The following is a 22,194-nucleotide window of genomic DNA, read 5'->3' as shown; positions in this document are numbered from 1 at the left end:
TGCTTCCCCTGCCTACGTGCGGGGGATTTCCATCGGCCTCACGTCCGATAGTTCCTGCTTCGCTGCCGGTTGCCGCGTCCGGGAGGGCTCCCGTTGAGATCTTACACCAGCTCCACAGGCTGACACCGCCAGTCCGGCGGCCAGAATGTTCTTCGCCGCGTTGATGTCCCGGTCGTGGCCAACATCGCATCCTCGACAGGTCCACTCACGAACATGCAACGGCAGCGACTCAGCGACCTTGCCGCATTCAGAGCACGTCTTGCTGGAGGGGAACCATCGGTCGATCACGACGAGCTCACGCCCGTACCATGCGGTCTTGTACTCCAGCATGGACCGGAACTCGCTCCATGCCGCATCGGAAATGGCGCGAGCAAGCTTGCCGTTGGTTACCATGCCGCGCACGTTGAGATCCTCGATCACGACCACTTGGTTTTCGTGGACGAGTCGAGTTGTCACCTTGTGCAGGTGGTCTCTACGCCGGTCGGCAATCCGCGCGTGCACGCGAGCCACCTTCCGGCGAGCCTTCTCCCGATTCGCCGAACCCTTCTCCTTGCGAGTGAGGTTTCGCTGAGCGCGAGCCAGCCGCTTCCGCTCGCGGCGTTCGTGCCTCGGGTTGATGACCTTTTCTCCAGTGGAGAGCGTCAGAAGGCAGGTGATTCCCGCATCCACGCCCACTACGCTGTCTGCGCGCGGGTGGTGCTCGGTTTGGGTTTCCACCAGAATCGCCACGAACCAGCGTCCCGCAGCATCGCGGGACACGGTCACGGTGGACGGTTCAGCGCCATCGGGCAGCGGACGTGACCACACGATTGCCAGCGGCTCAGTCAATTTCGCCAGCCACAGCTGCCCGTCACGCCATCGGAAACCAGACCTGGTGTACTCCGCTGACGCCCGTGACTGCTTCCGGGACTTGAAACGCGGGTACTTGGCGCGTTTGCCGAAGAACGCGGTGAACGCGCTCTGGAGGTGCCGCAAGCACTGCTGCAACGGCACCGACGACACCGCCCCCAGGTACGACAGTTCGTCAGTTCTCTTCCACGCGCTGAGCATCGCCGAGGTTTCCGCGTAGTTCACCCGGCGCTGCTCGGTGAACCACGCGCGAGTCCGCGTGTCCAGGGCGAGGTTGTAGACCTTGCGGACGCAACCGAACGTGCGCGACAACTCCGCCGCCTGCTGTTCGGTGGGATAAAAGCGGTACTTGTACGCCCGCTTCACCAACGTCCTCGCCACGGCTCACATGCTATCGAGTTGATCTGTGCAAAGTGATCCTGGAGATGGTGCCCCAAAAGCGCCCAGGCGGGCGGTGTCTCTCGGGGTAGGCTCCTCCCGGCCGTGAGAGGCGGGTATCCGCCGATCGGAGCCCGATGATCACGTTTGGAATGCGATCGGCCGCGCGGGGCTGGACGGCACCACCACGGTGCGGAGCACAATCCTGCCGGTGACACGACCCGGGGAGCTGAAACGGCGCGCATGAGGCGGGAACTGACCTCCAGGCTCGGCTTGTTGTTCCTGATCGGTCTGCTGCTGGCCGGGTGTTCCAGCGGCGGCGCGAGCGGCAGGCCCGAGCTCGTCGCGCCTGACCGGCTCACCGTCGGCGTGGACCTGAGCTACCCGCCGTACAACTACTTCGACTCCGGTCGCCCGTCGGGTTTCGACGTCGACTTCGACCGCGCGCTGGCGCAGCGGATGGGGTTGCGCCCGGAGTTCGTCGACACCAGCTTCGAGCAGCTCATCGCCGGGCTGAAGGCGCAGCGCTACGACGTGGCGATCTCGGCGCTCTACATCACTCCGGACCGGGCGAAGGAAATCGACTTCGTCCCGTACTTCACCACCGGGAACTCCCTTGTGGTGCGCACGGATTCGCCCTTGCGTCCAGCTGGGCCCGCTGAGCTGTGCGGTCAGCGCGTGGGCGTGATCAAGGGCGGCCAGATCGTCACCCAGCTCCGCGAGCAGGCCGGCGCCGCGTGCGTCCGCGAGGGCAGGCCGGGCATCGACGTGCGCGAGTTCGCCAGCGACCCGGTCGCGACGCAGGCCCTGATCGCCGGACAGCTCGACGTGCAGGCCACCGACGCGGCGGTCGCCAAGGCCGCGGTCGACCACTCCGGTAGCGGACTGATGATCACCAGCTCCGGGCTGCTGTACCCGACTTCGGTGGGGATCGGGCTGGCGCGCGGCAACCCCGCGCTGAAGGAGCAGGTGACGAAGGCCTTCGAGGAGCTGAAGGCGTCCGGCGAGTACGACCGCCTGCTTCAGCGCTACAACCTGCGCCCGGTCGACCCGGAACTGGTCCGCGCCAACCTGGGCACGCCGGGGGAAGACGACGACTTCGGCTTCGACTGGGCCTACACCTTCGGCCTTTTCGGCAACGCCGAGTTGTGGAACGCCGCGCTGATGGTGGCCGTGCTCGCGGTGCTGGCGTGGAGCATCGCGACGGTGCTCGGCATGGGACTGGCGCTGCTCAAGCGGTCCGAGTTGCGGGTGCTGAGCGTTCCCGCCTCGGGCTACGTGTGGTTCTTCCGCAGCCTGCCGCTGCTGGTCCTGCTGATCTTCATCTACAACCTCCCGCAGGTCATACCCGAACTGCGGCCGGTGCTGGGCAGCCCGTTCGTGGTCGGCCTGGTCGCGCTGGTGCTCAGCGAGACCGCCTACATCGCCGAGATCCACCGCGGCGGGCTGAAGTCGGTGTCGGTGGGGCAGGGCGAGGCGGCCCGCGCGCTGGGCATCCCCTACGGCGGGGTGCAGCGGCTGGTGGTGATCCCGCAGGCGTTCCGGGTCGCGCTTCCCGCGCTGGGCAACCAGTTCATCACCATCCTCAAGCTCACCTCGCTGGTCAGCTCGATCTCGCTGGCCGAGATCCTGCTGGTCGGCCAGCGCCTCTACACCCAGAACTTCAAGGTGCTGGAGACGCTGCTGGCGGTCTCGATCTTCTACGTGGTGCTGGTCACGCTGTTCGACCAGGTCCGCGCGCTCGTCGAGCGGCGGCTCGACGTGCGCCGCCGCTCCCGCGGCGACCGGTCGCCCGTCGTGCAGGGCGCCGACATGGACGTGATCGGCACGCCGCGCATCGCCCGCCGGCGCGTGCCGCACTCGGGCCGGGAGGTCGTGAAGCTGCGCGGGGTGCGCAAGGACTTCGGCGACCGGCGCGGCATCGACGGCATCGACCTGACCGTGCACCAAGGGGAAGTCGTCGCGGTCATCGGTCCGTCGGGCGCGGGCAAGTCGACGCTGGCAAGGGTCGTCAACCACCTCGAGGTGCCCGACGAGGGCACCGTGGAGGTCAACGGCCGGGCCATCGGCAGGCGGGCCGACGGACGACCGGCGGGCAACCGCGAACTGGCCGAGCAGCGGCGCGACGTCGGCATGGTCTTCCAGCGCTTCAACCTCTTCCCGCACAAGACGGTGCTGGAGAACGTGATGCTGGCACCGGCGCACCTGCGCATCGGCAATCCGGACGAGATCCGGGCCAACGCGCTGGAACTGCTGCGCAAGGTCGGGCTTTCCGAGCACCTGCAACGGTATCCGCACGAGCTGTCCGGCGGGCAGCAGCAGCGCGTCGCCATCGCCCGCGCGCTGGCTATGCGGCCCAGCGTGCTGCTTTTCGACGAGCCGACCTCCGCGCTGGACCCCGAACTCGTCGGCGAGGTGCTGTCGGTGATGTCGGACCTGGCGCAGGAAGGCCGGACCATGCTGGTGGTCACCCACGAACTCCGGTTCGTGCGCGACATCGCCGACTGGGTCGTGTTCGTCGACCACGGCCGGATCCTGCGGCAGGGCAGGCCGGAGGAGATCCTGCGCGGGGCCGGGGAGCAGCGCATCGAGCGGTTCTTCGCCAGCGTCAGCCCGTAAGCACCTGTCTCGAGTTCGCTCTGCGTGGCGGCGCGGGTGGCGGAACCTCAGGCGCCCTCTGGCTCCGGGATCTTTTCTGACGTATCCAGCCATACGCCGCGAAAAAGCTGTCCTCGCCAGAGGACGCCTGAGAACCCGCGGCCGTGCCGGCGGCGGGAGTGGGCCAAGCGGCTGGGCGCCGCTTTGAAGATCGAGGAACCGTGGCTGTGCCGGTGGCGGGAGTGGACCAAGCGTCTTCGCCGGTTGTGAACCAGCGCTAGCCCGCCCGCTTGGCGTGAGGTCCGCCGGGCACGGCGTCCGGCGGACCGGGTCCGCTTACCCGGTTGGCGCATTGACGGGGCGCGCGACGCGGCCATAGCGTCAGCAATCGTTTTCTCCAGCGTTGGGGGCGCGATGGCGAGGGAGTCCGGTCCGGGGTTGAGCCGCCGTGGTTTCCTGCGCGGCGTCGGGGCCGCCGCCGTCGCCGGGCCCGCGCTCGTCGGCTGCGCGCCACGCCGCGATCCCCGCGAGATCAGCCTGTGGAACTTCTACGGGCCGGGCGGTCAGACCAAGAGCCAGAGCGACTGGTTCGTCCAGCTCGCCGAGGACTGGAACGCCACCCACGACGTCAAGGTCCGGCTGCGCTACGTGCCGAACAAGGACTACAAGGCCGGGCCGACGTTGCAGACGTCGTTCAGCGCCGGTGCGGGGCCCGACGTCTTCCTGCTCAGCCCCGGCGACTTCCTGCGCTACTACAACGGGGGAGCGCTGGCCGACATCACCCCGCACCTGCCGCCCGGCGCGCGTGAGGACTTCCTGCCGGAGGTGCTGGAGACGCGGCTGGTCGACGGGCGCGTCTACGGGCTGCCGATGGAGATCGAGCCGCTGGCGCTCTACTACGGCGAGCGCGCGTTCGAGCAAGTCGGGCTCTCCGAAGGAGATCTGCCGCGCACCTGGGACGACCTGCTGGGCCTGGCCGAACGGCTCACCACCCCGGAACGCTTCGGCCTGCTCTTCGAGACCAACCCCGGCTACTACCAGAACTTCACCTGGTACCAGTGCATGTGGATGTCCGGCGGCGAGGTGTTCACCCCGGACCAGCGGCGCGCGGCCTTCGGGGGCGAAGGCGTGCACGCGGCGCTGCGGTTCTGGCAGGACGCGGTGCGCGCGGGATCGGCGCCGCGTCGCGTGCAGGGCGAGGGCGGCAACGACACGATCTCCAACATCGCGGCCGGCTTCTGCGCGATGCAGCAGACCGGGATCTGGGGCATCGCCGAGATCGCCGAGCAGGCACCGGACTTCCGCTACGGCGTCGTCCCCATGCCCGCACCGCCGGGCGGCGCCTACACGACGGTCCTGGGTAGCTGGGCGATGGTGGCCAACGCCAAGGGCGCCAATCCGGAGGCCGCCGCGGAGTTCGTCGCCTGGGCGCTGGGCAGCTTCGAGCCCTCGTGCATCGACCGGATGCGCCGCTGGAACACCGAGGCCAAGTCGAACCTGCCGCCCCGCTACTCGGTGCGCCGCGCGGCCGAGGAGCGCGGCGCCTTCGGCGACGGGCCGATGCGGGTGTTCGCCGACCAGGTGATGGCCGAGGCGCGGCCGGAACCGCGCTTCCCGCCCGAGGTCTACCGCGCGATCTCCGACGCCCTGCAGTCCTGCCAGCTCGACGGCGGCGACCCCGCCGAAGCCGCGGCCGGTGCGGCGGAGCAGATCGACACCTTCCTGTCGACCTACGACGGAGCGGCGATCCAATGAGCGCAACGCTGATCGAGCCGACCGCCACCGGGACCCGGGGACGCCGAGCGGGCCGCCGCCGGGACGACTCGGCCGCCGCCTTCGCCTTCCTGGCGCCGGACGGCGTGGGCCTGCTGCTGTTCGTCGTGGTGCCGACGGTGCTCGCGCTGGTGGTCGGGCTGTTCGACGTCGACGGCTTCGGCAACGTGAGCTGGGCGGGGCTGGACAACTTCCGGCTGATGGCCGGCGACGGGCTGCTGTGGCGCAGCTTCGGCATCACGGCGACCTACGCGGTGCTGTTCGTGCCGCTGACCTTCTTCGCCGCGCTCGGGCTGGCGCTGCTGGTCAAGGACCGGTTCCCGGGCGTCGGCGCGGTGCGCGCCGCGCTGTTCCTGCCCAACGCGGTCAGCCTGGTCGTCATCGGCCTGATGTGGCAGTTCATGCTCACCGACAAGACCGGCGTGGTCAGCAGGATGTTCGCCGCGGTCGGCCTGGACGGGATCTCCTGGCTGGGCGACCCGGGACTCGCGCTGTTCACGCTGGTGCTGATCAGCGTGTGGTTCCTGATGGGCTACCAGATGCTGATCTTCCTCGGCGGCCTGCAGGACATCCCGCGCGAGTACTACGACGCGGCCACTGCGGACGGTGCGGGGGCGTGGCAGCGGTTCCGCCACGTGACCTGGCCGATGCTGCGGCCGACCAGCTTCTTCGTGCTGGTCACCGCGACCATCAACGCCGTGACCGGGTTGCAGGCGTTCGACCTGGTCTTCGTGACCACCTCGGGCGGACCGGCCAACTCGACCTCCACCATCGTCTACTACGCCTACCAGCAGGCGTTCCAGTTCGGCCGCTTCGGCTACGCCGCGGCGATCTGCGCCCTGCTGGTGGTGGTGCTCGGCGCGGTGACAGCGGGTCTGTTCGCGCTGACGCGGGGAGGGCGGTTCGATGCGTGAGAACCGGACTGCGGGCGCTGAAAACCCGGTGACGGGCACTGAGACCCGGATGGCGGACACCGAAAACCGGACGACGGACACTGGAAACCAGGCCATCGGACCGGCTCGCCGGCGCCGGAACGCCGGCTCGGCGCGGAAGAACGGGGTCACCGGCCGCGCGGTGGCGGCCTACGTCATCGCGTTCGCCACGGTCGCGCCGCTGCTCTGGCTGCTGCTGGCCGCGTTCCGCCCGGAGTCCGAGCTGTACTCGGCGGGATGGCCGAGCGAGCTGACGCTGGACAACGTCGCCTACGTGCTGACCGAGGTGCCGTTCCTGCGCTACCTGGCCAACAGCGCGTTCGTCTCGGTCACGGTCACCGCCATCGCGCTGTTCCTGCACTCGATGGCCGCCTACGCGCTGGCCCGGCTCGCCTTCCGGGGCAGGGGGGTCGCGTTCGCCTCGGTCGTGGCGACGCTGCTGATCTCGCTGCCGGTGATCCTGGTGCCGCTGTTCATCGTGGTGCGGGGCCTGGGGATGGTCGACTCCTACGCGGGGCTGATCGTGCCCGGGCTGTTCAACGCCTTCGGGATCTTCCTGCTCCGGCAGTTCTACCTCGGCGTGCCGCGCGAGCTGGAGGAGGCCGCCCACCTCGACGGCTGCGGGCACTGGCGGATCTACTGGCACGTGATCCTGCCGCTGAGCCGCCCGATGCTGGCCGCGCTGGCGGTGCTGTTCTTCCTGGCCAACTGGAACTCGTTCCTGTGGCCGCTGGCGGTGGCCCAGGACGAGTCGCTGCGGGTGGTGCAGGTCGGCATCGCCTCCCTGCAGGGCCAGTACGCGTCGAAGCAGCACTACGTCATCGCCGCGGCGATGCTGGCCGCGCTGCCGACGGTGCTGGTGTTCCTGGTCGGCCAGCGCTGGCTGGTCGCGTCCCTGAAGACCACCGGCCTCAAGTGACCTGCGCCGAACCGGCCGCGGGTGTCGGTGGGCGGTCGTAGTCTCGGCGCTGAGATGCGTGCGTCGAGACTGATTTCACTGGTGTTGCTGCTCCAGGCCCGGGAGACCATGACCGCGGCCGAGCTGGCGCGGGAGCTGGAGGTCTCCGAGCGCACCATCACCCGCGACGTGCTGGCGCTGTCGGAGGCGGGGGTGCCGGTCTACAGCGAGCGCGGGCGCGGCGGCGGGTACCGGCTCGTCGGCGGGTACCGATCCCGGCTCACCGGGCTGCATCGCGCCGAGGCGGAGGCGCTGTTCCTGGCAGGCGTGCCCGGGCCCGCGGGCGAGATGGGCCTTTCCGAGGCGGTCGCCGCCGCACGCCTGAAGGCGTCGGCCGCGCTCGCGCCGCCCTTCCGCGACGCGCCCGCCCGGGTCGGGCAGCGCTTCCACCTCGACGCGCCCCGCTGGTTCCGCGAGCCGGAGACCCCGGCCCGGCTCGCGGAAGTCGCCGGCGCGGTGTGGTCCGACCACGTGATCGCGGCGTGGTACCGGCGCGGCGAGCAGGAGGTCCGGCGGGACCTCGAACCGTACGGGCTGGTCCTCAAGGCGGGCGTCTGGTACCTGGCGGCGCGCAGCGGGCAGCGCTTCCTGGTGTACCGGGTCGACCGCTTCGAGCGCGTCGAGGTCGGCGACGCCACCTTCGACCGCGACACCGCCTTCGACCTGCCGCGGTTCTGGGCCGACCGGTCGGCGGAGTTCGCGCGTTCGCTGCTGCGGACACGCATCACCGTCCGGGTCAGCCCCGACGGCCTGCGCAAGCTCAACGCCACCGGCGACCGCGTCGCGGTGACCGAGGCCGTCGCCGGCGCGGGCGAACCCGACGGGCAGGGCTGGCTCACCCTCGCGCTGCCCGTCGAGTCCCTGGACATCGCCTACCACCAGGTGCTCGAGCTCGGCCCGGAGGCCGAGGTCGTCGGACCCGCCGCGCTGCGCGAGCGGATGGCCGAAAGCGCCTCCCGGCTCATCGCCCTCTACCGGTAGCCGACCGGATCTGCTCCACCGGTCGGCTACCGCGCCGCAGTCGGCTACCGGTAACCGGTGACGTCGGCGGGTTTGCCCGCCCACTCGACTTCCAGGCAGTAGCGCCAGGCGTCCGGTCGCGAGCCGTCGAGGTCGGTGAAGCCGTAGACCTTCGCCAGCCCGCCGCTGGAGACCGACTGCCCGTTGAAGCGCGCCACGTCGGGGTCGGCGGCCATCGCGGCGATGGCGCGGCCGACGTAGCGGGGCGTCTCGGAGATGGCGAAGTGCGGCGACCGCGCGGTCGCGTCGCGCCAGTTCTCCTCGGTGACGCCGTAGGCGTCGAGCATCATCTCCGACCGCAGCCAGCCCGGCGAGATCGAGACCGCCGTGCAGCCGTGGGGTGCCAGCTCCTCGGCCTGCGCGCGGGCCAGCCGGTGCGCGGAGACCTTGGCGAGGTCGAAGAACGCCCCGCCTCCGCTGCGGTAGTACTTCTCGTTGACCTCGGCGGTGCCGTCGGTCACCTCGAAGACGATGCCGCCGCGCCTGCGGATCATCAGCGGCAGTGCGAAGTGGCTGGTGATCATGTGCGCGTCGATGCCCAGCCGCAGCCTGCGCAGCCCCTTGTCCAGCGACTGCTCCCAGATCGGCTTGTACCAGTCCATCAGGTGCTCGCCGCCGATGTCGTTGACCAGCACGTCCAGCCGCCCGTGCTCGGCGTCGACCCGCTCGGCGAGACCGCGGACCTGGTCCGGCTCCAGGTGGTCGACCCGCACCGCGATGCCTTCACCGCCGGCCCGCGACACCAGTTCGGCGGTCTCCTCGATGGTCTCCGGCCGGTCGTACTCCGAACGGGCTCGCCGAGTGCTGCGGCCGGTGCAGTACACCGTCGCGCCCGCCGCGCCCAGCTCCACGGCGATCCCGCGGCCCGCGCCGCGGGTCGCCCCCCGCCACCAGCGCGACCTTGCCGCGCAGCGGGGCGTTCACCGGTACCCCGCGTCGTCGGCGGGCTTGCCCGCGTAGGTGACCTCGACGATGTAGCGCCAGCTGTCCGGTCGCGTGCCGTCGAGGTCGGTGAAGCCGTAGACCTTCGCCAGCCCGCCGCTGGAGAGCGACTGCCCGTTCCAGCGCGCGACGTCGGGGTCCGACGCCAGCGCCGCCACCGCCCGCCCGACGAAGCGCGGGGACTCCGAGATGCAGAAGTGCGGTTCGGTCGCGGTGGCGTCGCGCCAGTTCTCCTCGGTGACCCCGAAGAGCTCCAGCATCAGCTCCGAACGCAGCCAGCCCGGCGTCAGCGACACCGCCGTGCAGCCGTGCGCCCTGAGCTCCTGGCCCTGCACCCACGCCATCCGGTGCGCGGTGAACTTGGCGATGTCGAAGAACGCGCCGGTCTCGGCGCGGTAGTGCTCGCCGTCGACCTCGGCGGTGCCGTCGGTGATCTCGACCGACAGCCCGCCCGGCCGCCGGTGCAGCAGCCCCAGCGCGTGGTAGCTGGTGATCATGTGCGCCTCGATGCTCACCCGCAGCCGCCGGATCCCGTTGTCCAGCGACCGTTCCCACAGCGGCCCGCCGAAGTCGGTGAGATTCTCGCCGCCGAGGTTGTTGACCAGGACGTCCAGCTTGCCGCAGTCGGCCTCGATCCGCTCGACCAGCGCCCGCACCTGGTCGGGATCGCAGTGGTCGACCTCCACCGCGACGCCCCGCCCGCCCGCGGCCGTCACCATCTCCGCGGTGTCCTCAATGGTCTCCGGGCGGTCGTAGTCCGAACGCCGCTGCCGCGTGCTCCGTCCGGTGCAGTACACGGTGGCCCCGGCCGTGCCGAGCTCCACGGCGATCCCCCGTCCCGCGCCGCGGGTCGCCCCCGCCACCAGCGCGACCTTGCCGTGCAGTGGTGCGTTCATCCGTCGGTTCCCCTCACTGTCGTGCCGTTCACCAGTGGAACCGATGCTCGCGGTCAAATCCGACACCTCCGGTCGTGTTTTCCCCGCATCGCGCGAAGCCGACCTCGCGGTGCCTGGCCCCCGGCCGTCACCCGCGCGGTACGGTGTCGGTGGTGATCACGCTGCGGCGTGCGAACCGGACAAGGGGAGGACCGAGCTCGGCTCTGTGCGCGGCGCGACACACCTGGTAGGGCACGCGGCGTGGCTGCTGGACTCAAAGGCATCGGGATGCCTACCGTCCGCACGGGGTTGACAACGCCCGGGCGTCGAGAGTCCGGCTGTCGAATCAGCACCAGAGCACAGAGCCACGATCAGGAAGGCGGATCCGATGACGCCCCCGCACAACTACCTCGCGGTGATCAAGGTCGTCGGCATCGGTGGTGGCGGCGTCAACGCCGTGAACCGCATGATCGAGGTCGGGCTCAAGGGTGTCGAGTTCATCGCGGTGAACACCGACGCGCAGGCCCTGCTGATGTCCGACGCCGACGTCAAGCTCGACATCGGCCGGGAGCTCACCCGCGGGCTGGGAGCGGGCGCGGCGCCGGAGGTCGGCCACAAGGCCGCCGAGGACCACAAGGAGGAGATCGAGGAGGTCCTCAAGGGCGCCGACATGGTCTTCGTGACCGCGGGCGAGGGCGGCGGCACCGGTACCGGTGGCGCACCGGTCATCGCCTCGGTCGCGCGCAAGCTCGGCGCGCTGACCATCGGCGTGGTCACCCGTCCGTTCTCCTTCGAGGGCAAGCGGCGGGCCAACCAGGCCGAGCAGGGCATCAAGGAGCTGCGCGACTGCTGCGACACCCTGATCGTCATCCCCAACGACCGGCTGCTGCAGCTCGGCGACATCGGCGTGAGCCTGATGGACGCCTTCCGCTCCGCCGACGAGGTCCTGCTCTCCGGTGTCCAGGGCATCACCGACCTGATCACCACCCCCGGCCTGATCAACCTCGACTTCGCCGACGTCAAGAGCGTCATGTCCGGCGCGGGCAGCGCGCTGATGGGCATCGGCTCGGCGAGAGGGGAGGGCAGAGCCGTGCAGGCCGCGCAGAAGGCGATCAACTCGCCGCTGCTGGAGGCGTCCATGGAGGGCGCGCACGGCGTGCTGCTGGCCATAGCGGGCGGTTCGGACCTCGGCCTGTTCGAGATCAACGAGTCGGCCTCGCTGGTGCAGGAGTCCGCGCACCCCGAGGCCAACATCATCTTCGGTACGGTGATCGACGACTCGCTTGGCGACGAGGTCCGCGTGACCGTGATCGCCGCGGGCTTCGACGCAGGCACCCCGACGCACAAGAAGCTCGAACCGACCAAGGTCGGCTCCCGCGACGCGGTCGCCTCCGGTGAGGCGGGCCGCGTCACCGAGGGCCAGGTCGTCGGCAGCAAGCCGGAACCCGAGCCCGAGCCGCAGCAGCAGGCCCCGACGCCCCCGGCGCCCGAGCCCGCCGCGCAGCAGCCCGCGCCTCCGCAGCCCGCGCCTCCGCCGGCCCCGGCCCAGCCCGAACCGCAGCCGGAGCCGCAGCCCCAGCCGCCGCAGCAGCAGGCGCCCGCACCGGCGCAGCACCACGAGCCCGAGCGTCCGCAGCCCCAGCAGGAGCAGCGCGACAACACCGACCAGCGCGGCGGTTTCGCGCAGCGCTCCCCGGTCTTCGGTGGCGACGGAGCAGGACCGAGCGTGTCGGTGCCGACCCGCGCCGGCGGCAGCGGCTACCCGTCGCACGCGGGCATGAGCGGCTCGCTGCCGAACCGGGCGGTGCCGGTCACCGACGACAACGACGACGACGTCGACATCCCGCCGTTCATGCGCCGCTGAACGGCCCGGCCCGCGCGGTCCGCGTCGTGGGCATGCGGTGCTGTCGCCGCGATGAGCGAGAATCGACACCGGAGAGCTTCGGCCTCCGGTGTCGTTTTCGTTCGGGCGGGCGAGCCGGCCCGTGGGAGGGATGGAGAGCCAGTGCGGATTCGTCGCGTGATCACCACGCGGGAAGGCGGTGCGTCCCGGCCGCCGTTCGACTCGTTCAACCTCGGCGGCCGGGTCGGTGACGACCCGGCGGCGGTGGCGGCCAACCAGCGCAAGCTCGCCGAGGGCATCGGCCTCGCCGAGGACCGGCTGGTGTGGATGGAGCAGATCCACGGCCGCAACGCCGCCGTCGTCGACGGCCCGGTCCCGGAGCCGGTCGAGGCGACCGACGCGCTGGTGACCGCCGAGCCGGGGCTCGCGCTGGTGGCGCTGACCGCCGACTGCGTGCCGGTGCTGCTCGGCGACCCGGAGAGCGGCGTGGTGGCGGCCGTGCACGCCGGCCGGGTCGGTGCCCGCGTCGGGGTCGTGGTGTCCGCGCTGAAGGCCATGCGGGAGGCCGGAGCCCGGCTCGACCGCATCGAGGCGCTGCTCGGTCCGGCGGCCTGCGGCGAGTGCTACGAGGTGCCGCCGGAGATGCAGGCCGACGTGGAGCTGCACCTGCCCGGCAGCGCCTGCAAGACGAGCAAGGGCACCACCGGCCTCGACATCCGGGCCGGGCTCTGGGAGCAGCTCGCGGCCGCCGGGATCGCCCGGATCGGCGTCGACCCGCGCTGCACGATGGAGTCCCGCGAGCTCTACAGCCACCGCCGCGACGGCGGCCGGACCGGCCGCTTCGCCGCGGTCGTGTGGGCGGAGCCGGAGGACCAGCGGTGAGCGAGGACAGCAGGCAGGAGCGCAAGGCCGAGATCGCCGAGTCGCTGCGGGAGGTGCGCGAGCGCGTCGACGCCGCATGCCGCGCCGCGGGCAGGCAGCCGGAGGAGGTCGAGCTGCTGGCGGTCACCAAGACCTTCCCGGCCGGCGACGCGGCGCTGCTGGCCGACCTGGGGCTGACCGAGCTGGCCGAGAACCGCGAGCAGGAGGCGCGCGGCAAGGTCGCCGAGTTCGCCGAGCTGCGCCCGGAAGCCGCGGTGCGCTGGCACATGATCGGGCAGTTGCAGCGCAACAAGGCCCGCTCGGTGGTTCGCTGGGCCGACGTCGTGGAGTCGGTCGACAGCGTGCGGCTCGCGGAGGCGCTGCGGCGGGCGGCGGCCAACGCGCTCGACGCCGGTGAGCGCAGCGAACCGCTCGACGTGCTGATCCAGGTCGGCCTCGACGATGCCGCCGGGCGCGGAGGATGTCCGCCCGGCGACGTTTCGGCACTCGCCGCCGAGATCACCCGCCACAGTGATCTTCGGTTGCGGGGAGTGATGGCGGTGGCACCCCTTGGCGGAGACCCGGATGTGGCTTTCGCTACACTTTCCGGGATTGCCCGGCGCCTGCAGGAGGACTACCCCGAAGCTGTTGAAATGTCGGCTGGAATGAGCGGCGACCTCGAGAGTGCGGTGGCGCACGGCTCGACACGCGTGCGTGTCGGAACTGCGCTGCTGGGAGGTCGCCGGTTAATCTCGCCGTAGCCGTATCGGGGGGTCGAGGGTCGGCCGCTCGCGCTCGGCTGCTTTGGAGTCGCAGAGGAAGGGCATGCCGATGAGCGCTTTGCACAAGCTGAAGGCTTACTTCGGCATGGTCCCCGCCGACGAGATCGACGAGGTCTACGACGACGAGGTGGCCTACCGCGACCGCTACGCGGACCCCGACACCTCCTACGACGCACCATCCGACCGGGTGGGTGGCCGCCGGCGCGTGGCCGGCGGTGTCCGGGGCGGCTTCCAGCCGGAGGCCGAGGAGGACGGCGGCGACTACGGCGAGGAGTTCCGCGAGCCTGCGCGTTCGCGCAGGCAGTGGGCCCCGCCGGAGACGCCCGTCCGAGCGCCCCTGGGCTCGGACGCGCACCGGGAGCAGGTCTCCCGGCTGCGTGCCGTAACCGATACCGGCAGTCATTTCAACTTGAGCAAGATCACAACACTGCATCCCCGCAGTTACAGCGAGGCCCGCACCATCGGTGAGCAGTACCGCGACGGCACTCCGGTGATCATGAACCTGACGGAGATGGACGAAGCGGACGCCAAGCGGCTGGTGGACTTCGCCGCCGGGCTGGCGTTCGCGCTCCGCGGTTCGATCGAGAAGGTCACCAATCGAGTGTTCTTGCTCTCACCGCCCAACGTGGACGTGGCGGCCGAGGACAAGCGCCGTCTCGCCGAGGGCGCCTTTTTCAACTACGGGTGAGTGGTGGCACAGTTGAGGCGTGGAACCGGCGCTGATCGTTCTTTATTACGTTCTCTTCTTCTTCTGGCTGCTGCTCACGGCACGTATCGTGATCGAGCTCGTTCGGGTGTTCGCGCGCGACTGGCGCCCCGCAGGGGGGGTTGCAATCGCGTTGGAGAGCATCTACACAGTGACCGACCCGCCGATCCGACTTCTGCGTCGGGTGATCCCGACGGTCCGGATCGGCGGCGTCGGACTGGACCTATCGATTATGGTGCTGCTGCTGGTTGTGTTCATACTGATGCAACTGGTGAAGTCCGGGTGACGGGGAACCCGGACGACCCGCAGCCGAGGAGTGCGTGAGGTGATCTTGTGGGCTTGACCCCCGCCGACGTTCATAACGTCGCGTTCAGCAAACCTCCGATCGGCAAGCGGGGCTACAACGAGGACGAGGTTGACGCTTTCCTCGACCTGGTTGAAGCCGAGCTTGCCCGCCTGGTCGAGGAGAACAACGACCTGCGCAGCCAGGTCGAGCAGCTGGAGTCGCAGCTGCAGACCGCGCAGGTCGACCTGGACGACGCCCGCAGCCAGGCGGCGCAGGTCTCCGCGGCACCGGCACCGGTGGAGGAGCCCCGTCGGCTGGCGCCGGTCCCGGCGCCGACCGCTGCTGAGCAGACGTCGCCGGGTGGCGATCATCACGTGCAGGCCGCCAAGGTGCTCGGCCTCGCGCAGGAGATGGCCGACCGCCTGACCGGGGAGGCCAAGGCCGAGGCCGACGGCATGCTGTCGGAGGCCCGGACCAAGTCCGAGCAGCTGCTCTCCGACGCGCGCGCCAAGAGCGACAGCATGGTCAACGAGTCGCGCACCCGCGCCGAGACCATGCTCAACGACGCGCGGACCAGGGCCGAGACCCTGGAGCGGCAGGCCAGGGAGAAGGCCGCCGGGCTGGAGCGCGACGCCCAGCGCAAGCACGCCGAGGTGATGGGCAACATCACGCAGGAGAAGAACGCGCTCGAGAAGAAGATCGACACCCTTCGCACCTTCGAGCGCGAGTACCGGACCAGACTGCAGACCTACCTGGAGTCGCAGCTCCGCGAGCTGCAGGACCGCGGTTCGGCGGCGCCGGCCGAGAGCGGCAGCCGCTCCTCCGGCCAGCAGAGCTACAGCTTCGGGGCGCGTGCCGCCGAGGCGGGCTGACGACGACGGCTGTCGGCGGCGGTGACCTGGGGAGGTATCGCCGCCGGAGGCCGTTGCGGCCGGGCCGTGCAAAGGGCGTGAAGTGACGTGCTGTTGATCGTGCTGCTGCTGGTCCTGGCGGCCGGCGGGGTGCTGGTCGGCGCGGTCGTCGTCGATCGCCCCGAGTGGGCCTGGGCGTCGGTTCTGCTGTGCGTGCTGGGCGTGGTGCTGCTGGTCGTGGACCGGGCGCGGCGCCGACGGGAAGCGAGCTCGTCGGCGGTGCGGCGGTCCGGGACCGAGGGCGAGCAGCCCGCGCCGGCCGTGCGGGAGTCCTCCGACGCGGAGGTGGAGCCCGCGGAGGAGGAGACCGACGCGGCGGACCTGCTCGTGGTGTCGGAGCTGGAGACCGAGGTCGTCGTCATCGACGAGCGGCCCCGGTACCACCTCCGGTCCTGCGGGTGGCTCGGCGGCCGCGAAGTGTTGCCGCTGCCGGTGCGGGAGGCGCGCGAGCTCGGGTTCGGGCCCTGCGCGCAGTGCTCGCCGGACGCCACGCTGGCGGACCGGCAGCGCGCGACCGCGTCGGACTGACCGGGCGAGCGCCAGAGCGCGAGCCGGAGCCGGTCGCGGTTCGGCGTCTGGAGCCCGAGGCCAGCGGCGGCGTGTGAACAGGTCGGCGGCCGCGGCCGAACAGGTTGTCGGCAGCGGTCGAGCAAGTCGGCGGCCGGCACGTGCGGCCCCGGAATAACGGGTGGCGCCCGCGCGCTATCCTGAGCACCTCACTTCCTGGGACGTCGTTCCCGGGAGGTCCAAGCTTCGAACACCACGGCGTCGATCCGGCCATCACCGGGGAGCCTCCGGAAGAACGGGCCCGCGCGGCCTCAGTAGAACCGGACGGGTCCGGCCCGTCACAGCCGGCCAACGAGAGGTCGTCGGCGTCTCCGCGCAGGCGGCAAGCGGGGTGGTACCGCGGCACCTGTGTCGTCCCCGGGTGGACCCGACACACCGCGAGGAGCACATCCGCGATGGCCTATCCCAAGGTTTCGTTCAACGGCACCGACGCCCAGGGCGTCGCCGCGCAGCCGTCGTTCCCCGGGATCGAGCGCCAGGTCCTGGATTACTGGGCCGACGACAAGACCTTCCAGGCCAGCGTGCAGGCCAGGGAAGCGGGCGCCAACGGGGCGAACGAGTTCGTCTTCTACGACGGCCCGCCCTTCGCCAACGGCCTGCCGCACTACGGCCACCTGCTCACCGGCTACGTCAAGGACGCCGTGCCGCGCTACCAGACGATGCGCGGCCGCCGGGTGGAGCGCCGGTTCGGCTGGGACTGCCACGGCCTGCCCGCCGAGGTCGAGGCCGAGAAGCAGCTCGGCATCACGTCCAAGTCCGAGATCGAGGCCATGGGCGTGGCGGAGTTCAACGACGCCTGCCGCGCCTCGGTCCTGCGCTACACCGCCGAGTGGGAGGACTACGTCACCCGCCAGGCGAGGTGGGTCGACTTCGACAACGACTACAAGACGCTCGACCTGGACTACATGGAAAGCGTCATGTGGGCGTTCAAGACCCTGTGGGACAAGGGTCTGGTCTACGAGGGCTTCCGGGTGCTCTGGTACTGCTGGCGCTGCGAGACGCCGCTGTCCAACACCGAGACCCGCATGGACGACGTCTACCGCCAGCGCCAGGACCCGGCGGTCACCGTCGGGCTGCGGCTGAACGCCCCCGGAGAGGTCTTCGACGGCGCGCTGGCCCTGGTCTGGACGACGACCCCGTGGACGCTGCCGTCGAACTTCGCCGCCGCCGTGCACCCCGAGGTCGACTACGTGGTGGTGGCGCCCGCCAACAGCGCCGAGCGCTACGTGCTGGCCGAGGCGCGCCTGGGCGCCTACGCGCGGGAGCTGGGGGAGGACGTCGCCGACCACGTGGTCGGGCGGATGAAGGGCGAGGACCTGCTCGGCGTCGGCTACACGCCGCCGTTCGACTTCTTCGCCGGCAACCGCAACGCCCACCAGGTGCTGCCCGGTGACTTCGTCACCACCGAGGACGGCACCGGCATCGTGCACATCGCCCCGTTCGGCGAGGACGACAAGACCGTCACCGACGCCGCCGACGTGGAGCTGGCGGTCCCCGTGGACGCGCACGGCAAGTTCACCGCCGAGGCCCCGCCGTACGCGGGCCAGCACATCTTCGACGCCAACAAGCAGATCATCCGCGACCTCAAGGACGCGGGTCTGCTGCTGCGCCACGAGACCTACGACCACCCGTACCCGCACTGCTGGCGCTGCGACAACCCGCTGATCCAGCGCCCGGTGTCGTCGTGGTTCGTGGCGGTCAGCCAGTTCAAGGACCGCATGGTCGAGCTGAACCAGCGGATCAACTGGTCGCCCGAGCACATCCGCGACGGCCAGTTCGGCAAGTGGCTGGAGAACGCCCGCGACTGGAACATCTCCCGCAACCGGTACTGGGGCTCGCCCATCCCGGTGTGGGTCTCCGACGACCCGGCCTACCCGCGCACCGACGTCTACGGCTCGCTGGACGAGCTGGAGCGCGACTTCGGCGTGCGGCCCACCGACCTGCACCGCCCGCAGATCGACGAGCTGACCAGGCCCAACCCGGACGACCCGAGCGGGAAGTCGACCATGCGGCGCGTGCCGGAGGTGCTGGACTGCTGGTTCGAGTCCGGGTCGATGCCCTACGCCCAGGTGCACTACCCGTTCGAGAACGCCGAGTGGTTCGAGCACCACTACCCGGGCGACTTCATCGTCGAGTACAACGGCCAGACCCGCGGCTGGTTCTACACGCTGCACGTGCTGGCCACCGCGCTGTTCGACCGCCCGGCGTTCTCCAACGTCGTGGCGCACGGCATCGTGCTGGGCCACGACGGCCTGAAGATGTCGAAGTCGAAGAAGAACTACCCCGACGTCAACGAGGTCTTCGACCGCGACGGTTCCGACGCGATGCGCTGGTTCCTGATGTCGAGCCCGATCCTGCGCGGCGGCGACCTGGTCGTCACCGAGCGGGGCATCCGCGACGCGGTGCGCCAGGCCGTGCTGCCGCTGTGGAACTCCTGGTACTTCCTGGCGCTGTACGCCAACGCCGAGGGCGTCGAGGGCCGGTCCAGAGTGGACAGCAAGCACGTGCTCGACCGCTACGTGCTGGCCAAGACCCACGAGCTGGTCGGCGACGTGCAGGACGCGATGGACACTTTCGACCTCGCGGGTGCCTGCGCGACGGTGCGGGACTTCCTGGAGGTGCTGACGAACTGGTACGTGCGGCGCTCGCGCGACCGGTTCTGGGCCGGTGACCGCGACGCGATCGACACCCTGCACACCGTGCTGGAGGTGACCTGCCGGGTCGTCGCGCCGCTGCTGCCGCTCACCGCGGAGTCGGTGTGGCGGGGGCTCACCGGCGGTCGCTCGGTGCACCTGGCGGACTGGCCGCTGGTCGACGAGCTGCCCGCAGACGCCGCGCTGGTCTCGGCGATGGACCGGGTGCGCCAGGTCTGCTCCTCGGCGCTGGCGCTGCGCAAGTCCAACAAGCTGCGGGTCCGGCTGCCGCTGTCCAGGCTGGTGGTCGCCACGCCGGAGGCGGAGTCGTTGCGGCAGTTCACCGACCTCGTCCGCGACGAGGTGAACGTCAAGTCCGTCGAGCTGACCACCGACGTCGCCGCGCACGGCCGGTTCGAGGTCGCGGTGAACGCGCGGGCGGCCGGTCCGCGGCTGGGCAAGGACGTGCAGACGGTGATCAAGGCGGTCAAGTCCGGTGACTGGACCCGCACGCCGGCCGGAAACGTGGTCGCGGCCGGGATCGAGCTGCGGGAGGGCGAGTTCACCGAGCGCCTGGTGTCCACCGACACCGGGGCCGCGGCGGCGCTGCCCGGCGGAAGCGGCCTGGTCGTGCTCGACAACGAGGTGACGCCGGAGCTGGCGCTGGAGGGCCTGGCCCGCGACGTGGTCCGGGTCGTCCAGCAGGCGCGGCGCGAGGCGGACTTCGAGGTCTCCGACCGGGTCCGGGTCGTGGTGTCGGCGCCGGCCGAGGTGCTGGAGGCCGTCGAGGCGCACCGCGAGTTCATCGCGGGCGAGACCCTGGCCGAGGCCCTGGAGGCGGGCGGTGCCGAAGGCGGTTTCGCGGGCACCGTCGGCGAGGGCACCGAGATCGCGGTCGCGGTCGCGAAGTCCTGACCTGCTGTTTCCGGGTGGGCTCCGGCGGCGGAGCCCACCCGGACGAGTGTTGCGGTGGCACTGCGAATGAGCCCATACTTTCTGTATGGGCGTACTGGTTCAGATCCGCGACGTGCCGGAGGATGTTTACCGCACGTTGAAGATCCGTGCGGTGGAGGCGGGACAGAGCTACTCCGAGTTCCTCAGGGGATTGCTGACGCAGGCCGCGTCCAGGCCGCCGATGGCCGAGATGGTCAGGCGGCTTGAGCAGCGCGGTCAGCTCACCGACCTCGACAGCACTGCCGCCGACGTGCGAGAGCTCAGGGACGCCGAGTGACCGGACGAGGGCGTCCGCTCGTGGTCGACGCGTCGGCCGTGCTCGATCTGCTCCTGCAACTGCGGCGGGCCCACCGGATAGGTGAGTTGATCAGCAGCCCGTTCGCGCAGTCGCACGTACCGGACACCATCGACAGGGAAGTCATCAACGTGCTGCGGAAGCGGGAGCGTTCCGGATCGCTGACGTCAGCCGAAGCCGAGACCGTCTTCGGCGAGTTCTTGTTGCTGCCGTTCGAGGTTCACGACGCGCGTCCGTTCGCTCCGCGTGTTTGGGGTCTGCGGTCTGTTTGTTCGGTCGGGGATGCCTACTACGTGTCACTGGCCGAGTCTCTCGACGCCACGTTGATAACCAGTGATGAGAAGCTGGCCCGAGGGGTGGCCCAACTCGACCTGGACGTCATCGTCCCCTGACAGTCCGGACCCTGTGACCGAGACCGCTCCCATTTCCTGGGACGGCGGTTGTGGCGCGGTGCGGCCGCCTCCTAAGTTGTTGCCCCGAAGGTCATGAGCGCCAGCGTCAAGCCCCGGCTTGCTGGCCGGCAACCCTCCAACCGCGGTGGGGTGCCCCGGGTGAGGACCTGGCCGGTCGCGCAGGGCGACCCGGCAAGCGCGGGCCCACCGATCCACTCGGGTCCGACCAGACCCGAGGAGGGCATCGTGTCCGTGGCCACCAGACCGTTCCAGATTCCCGAGCAGTCCGTTGTGGACACCGCCGCACGCGTTCCGGCCGTCGTGGGCGAGGCGTTGCGGGTGCCGCTGGTGACCGGTGGGCGGATCGGCTACGCCAACCTGGACCACGCCGCCAGCGCTCCCTGCCTGCGCAGCGTGCGGGACGCCGTCGACGAGCTGCTGCCCTGGTACGCCAGCGTGCACCGCGGCGCCGGGTTCGCCTCGCAGGTGTGCACGCGGGTGTACGAGGGGGCGCGGGCGAAGCTGCGGGCCTTCACCGGCGCCCGCGACACCGACGCTGTGGTCTTCACCCGCAACACCACCGACGCGCTCAACCTGCTGGCGAAGGCCCTGCCGCGGGCGACCTCCGTGGTCGTCTTCGACACCGAGCACCACGCCGCACTGCTGCCTTGGGGCAGCGGTCCCCGCGTCCGGCGCCTGCCCGCTCCGGCGACACCCGAGGATGCCGTCGAAGCGCTCGACGCCGCGTTGGCGGCCTGCCCGGAAGGGCCGCGCCTGGCGGTGCTCACCGGCGCCTCGAACGTCACCGGCGAGGTGTGGCCGGTCGCCGAGCTCGCGCGCGTCGCCCGGCGGCGGGGCGCCCGCACCGTCCTCGACGCCGCCCAGCTCGCGCCGCACCGGCCGGTGCGGATCGGCGAGCTCGACATCGACTACGTCGCGATCTCCGGCCACAAGCTCTACGCCCCCTTCGGCGCGGGAGCGCTGGTCGGCCGCGCCGACTGGCTCAACGCCGCCGATCCGTACCTGGCCGGTGGCGGAGCGACCCGCGCGGTGCGCGACTCCTCGGTCGGCTGGAACCTCGGCCCGGAGCGCCACGAGGCCGGGTCGCCGAACACCGTCGGCGTGCACGCCCTGGCCGCCGCCTGCCAGACCCTGGCCGCGGACGGCTGGCGACCGGTCATCGAGCACGAGGCGCTGCTGCTGCGGCGGCTGCGCGCCGGGCTGGGCGAGGTCCCCGGTCTGCGGGAGCTGAGCCTGTTCGGTACCGGCCACGACCGGGTCGGCGTGGTCAGCTTCACCGTCGACGGCCGCGATCCCGGCCTGCTGGCGGCGGCGCTGTCGGCCGAGCACGGCATCGGCGTGCGGGACGGCCTGTTCTGCGCCCACCTGGCAATGCAGCGGCTGCTGGCCGAGTCGGGCGCGGACTCGCAGCGGGCGCTGCGCGTGAGCGTAGGGCTGGGCACCATGACCGAGCACGTCGACCGCCTCGTCGCCGCTCTGCACCGGCTGGTCGCCGAGGGACCCCGGTGGCGCTACGAACAGGTCGACGGCCGCTGGGTCCCGGTCGACGACCCGCGCGAGGCTCCCGCCTTCCTCGACGGCTAAGCAGTGCCGCCGACACCGCACCGAGCGGTTCGGG

At 70.8% G+C, this 22,194-nt stretch carries 18 protein-coding genes, 2 pseudogenes and 1 riboswitch; of the genes and pseudogenes, 17 read left to right on the top strand and 3 right to left on the bottom strand.

Annotated features, from left to right (window positions below; genetic code table 11):
- Positions 1-12: 12 nt before the first annotated feature.
- Positions 13-1,215, bottom strand: coding sequence for an RNA-guided endonuclease InsQ/TnpB family protein (locus tag SACE_RS28005; protein ID WP_009943149.1), 1,203 nt, complete (start codon positions 1,213-1,215; stop codon positions 13-15).
- A 255-nt stretch (positions 1,216-1,470) separates the two neighbouring features.
- Between SACE_RS28005 and SACE_RS39550 the strand changes: the two are divergent.
- The 6 genes and pseudogenes from SACE_RS39550 to SACE_RS27980 all read left to right on the top strand — a co-directional run.
- A pseudogene (locus SACE_RS39550) lies at positions 1,471-2,976 on the top strand (ABC transporter permease subunit); the annotation flags it as partial.
- A gap of 63 nt (positions 2,977-3,039) precedes the next feature.
- Complete coding sequence (locus tag SACE_RS39545) at positions 3,040-3,846, top strand: amino acid ABC transporter ATP-binding protein (protein ID WP_231850099.1); 807 nt, start codon at positions 3,040-3,042, stop codon at positions 3,844-3,846.
- A gap of 417 nt (positions 3,847-4,263) precedes the next feature.
- Entirely contained in the window at positions 4,264-5,580 is a 1,317-nt protein-coding gene (locus tag SACE_RS27995) for an ABC transporter substrate-binding protein (protein WP_009943153.1), read from the top strand.
- Positions 5,577-6,512 (top strand): carbohydrate ABC transporter permease, encoded by a 936-nt coding sequence (locus tag SACE_RS27990; RefSeq protein WP_009943154.1) that lies wholly within the window; start codon positions 5,577-5,579, stop codon positions 6,510-6,512. Before SACE_RS27995 ends, SACE_RS27990 begins: the two co-directional genes overlap by 4 nt.
- A gap of 49 nt (positions 6,513-6,561) precedes the next feature.
- A complete protein-coding gene (locus SACE_RS27985) occupies positions 6,562-7,449 on the top strand; it encodes a carbohydrate ABC transporter permease (protein WP_009943155.1) in 888 nt (295 codons plus the stop codon).
- Between the two features lie 54 nt (positions 7,450-7,503).
- The gene (locus tag SACE_RS27980; protein ID WP_029621407.1) at positions 7,504-8,469 is read left to right on the top strand and encodes a helix-turn-helix transcriptional regulator; all 966 of its coding nucleotides are present in this window, start codon (positions 7,504-7,506) and stop codon (positions 8,467-8,469) included.
- Positions 8,470-8,513: 44 nt separating this feature from the next.
- Here SACE_RS27980 and SACE_RS27975 read toward each other — a convergent pair.
- A pseudogene (locus SACE_RS27975) lies at positions 8,514-9,432 on the bottom strand (SDR family oxidoreductase).
- Positions 9,429-10,346, bottom strand: coding sequence for an SDR family oxidoreductase (locus SACE_RS27970; protein WP_009943159.1), 918 nt, complete (start codon positions 10,344-10,346; stop codon positions 9,429-9,431). The pseudogene SACE_RS27975 and the gene SACE_RS27970 overlap by 4 nt, the downstream one beginning before the upstream one ends.
- 367 nt (positions 10,347-10,713) lie before the next feature.
- Between SACE_RS27970 and ftsZ the strand changes: the two genes are divergently transcribed.
- The 11 genes from ftsZ to SACE_RS27915 all read left to right on the top strand — a co-directional run bounded on the left by ftsZ (position 10,714) and on the right by SACE_RS27915 (position 22,160).
- Positions 10,714-12,189, top strand: coding sequence for a cell division protein FtsZ (gene ftsZ / locus SACE_RS27965; RefSeq protein WP_009943160.1), 1,476 nt, complete (start codon positions 10,714-10,716; stop codon positions 12,187-12,189).
- 141 nt (positions 12,190-12,330) lie between these two features.
- Positions 12,331-13,050: a peptidoglycan editing factor PgeF gene (pgeF, locus tag SACE_RS27960; protein WP_029621408.1), complete on the top strand. Its 720-nt coding sequence runs from the start codon at positions 12,331-12,333 to the stop codon at positions 13,048-13,050.
- A complete protein-coding gene (locus tag SACE_RS27955; protein WP_009943162.1) occupies positions 13,047-13,790 on the top strand; it encodes a YggS family pyridoxal phosphate-dependent enzyme in 744 nt (247 codons plus the stop codon). Before pgeF ends, SACE_RS27955 begins: the two co-directional genes overlap by 4 nt.
- A 70-nt stretch (positions 13,791-13,860) precedes the next feature.
- Positions 13,861-14,499, top strand: coding sequence for a cell division protein SepF (locus SACE_RS27950; RefSeq protein ID WP_011874852.1), 639 nt, complete (start codon positions 13,861-13,863; stop codon positions 14,497-14,499).
- A gap of 19 nt (positions 14,500-14,518) precedes the next feature.
- The gene (locus SACE_RS27945) at positions 14,519-14,803 is read left to right on the top strand and encodes a YggT family protein (protein WP_009943164.1); all 285 of its coding nucleotides are present in this window, start codon (positions 14,519-14,521) and stop codon (positions 14,801-14,803) included.
- Positions 14,804-14,850: 47 nt separating this feature from the next.
- Positions 14,851-15,675 (top strand): DivIVA-like cell division protein Wag31, encoded by an 825-nt coding sequence (gene wag31, locus SACE_RS27940; RefSeq protein WP_009943166.1) that lies wholly within the window; start codon positions 14,851-14,853, stop codon positions 15,673-15,675.
- A gap of 87 nt (positions 15,676-15,762) precedes the next feature.
- Positions 15,763-16,242, top strand: coding sequence for a hypothetical protein (locus SACE_RS27935; protein WP_009943167.1), 480 nt, complete (start codon positions 15,763-15,765; stop codon positions 16,240-16,242).
- A gap of 434 nt (positions 16,243-16,676) precedes the next feature.
- On the top strand, positions 16,677-19,829 hold the full coding sequence (gene ileS / locus SACE_RS27930) for an isoleucine--tRNA ligase (RefSeq protein ID WP_009943168.1): 3,153 nt from the start codon (positions 16,677-16,679) through the stop codon (positions 19,827-19,829).
- 85 nt (positions 19,830-19,914) lie between these two features.
- On the top strand, positions 19,915-20,145 hold the full coding sequence (locus SACE_RS27925) for a FitA-like ribbon-helix-helix domain-containing protein (protein WP_009943169.1): 231 nt from the start codon (positions 19,915-19,917) through the stop codon (positions 20,143-20,145).
- Positions 20,146-20,165: 20 nt separating this feature from the next.
- The gene (locus SACE_RS27920; RefSeq protein ID WP_009943170.1) at positions 20,166-20,555 is read left to right on the top strand and encodes a type II toxin-antitoxin system VapC family toxin; all 390 of its coding nucleotides are present in this window, start codon (positions 20,166-20,168) and stop codon (positions 20,553-20,555) included.
- 89 nt (positions 20,556-20,644) lie between these two features.
- Positions 20,645-20,760: riboswitch (SAM riboswitch) on the top strand.
- Between the two features lie 47 nt (positions 20,761-20,807).
- On the top strand, positions 20,808-22,160 hold the full coding sequence (locus tag SACE_RS27915; RefSeq protein ID WP_011874848.1) for an aminotransferase class V-fold PLP-dependent enzyme: 1,353 nt from the start codon (positions 20,808-20,810) through the stop codon (positions 22,158-22,160).
- Positions 22,161-22,194 lie beyond the last annotated feature (34 nt).

Source organism: Saccharopolyspora erythraea NRRL 2338, assembly GCF_000062885.1.
Lineage (GTDB): Bacteria > Actinomycetota > Actinomycetes > Mycobacteriales > Pseudonocardiaceae > Saccharopolyspora_D > Saccharopolyspora_D erythraea.
The sequence above is the reverse complement of the archived record's forward strand: the minus strand, read 5'-3'. Positions and strand labels throughout refer to the sequence as shown.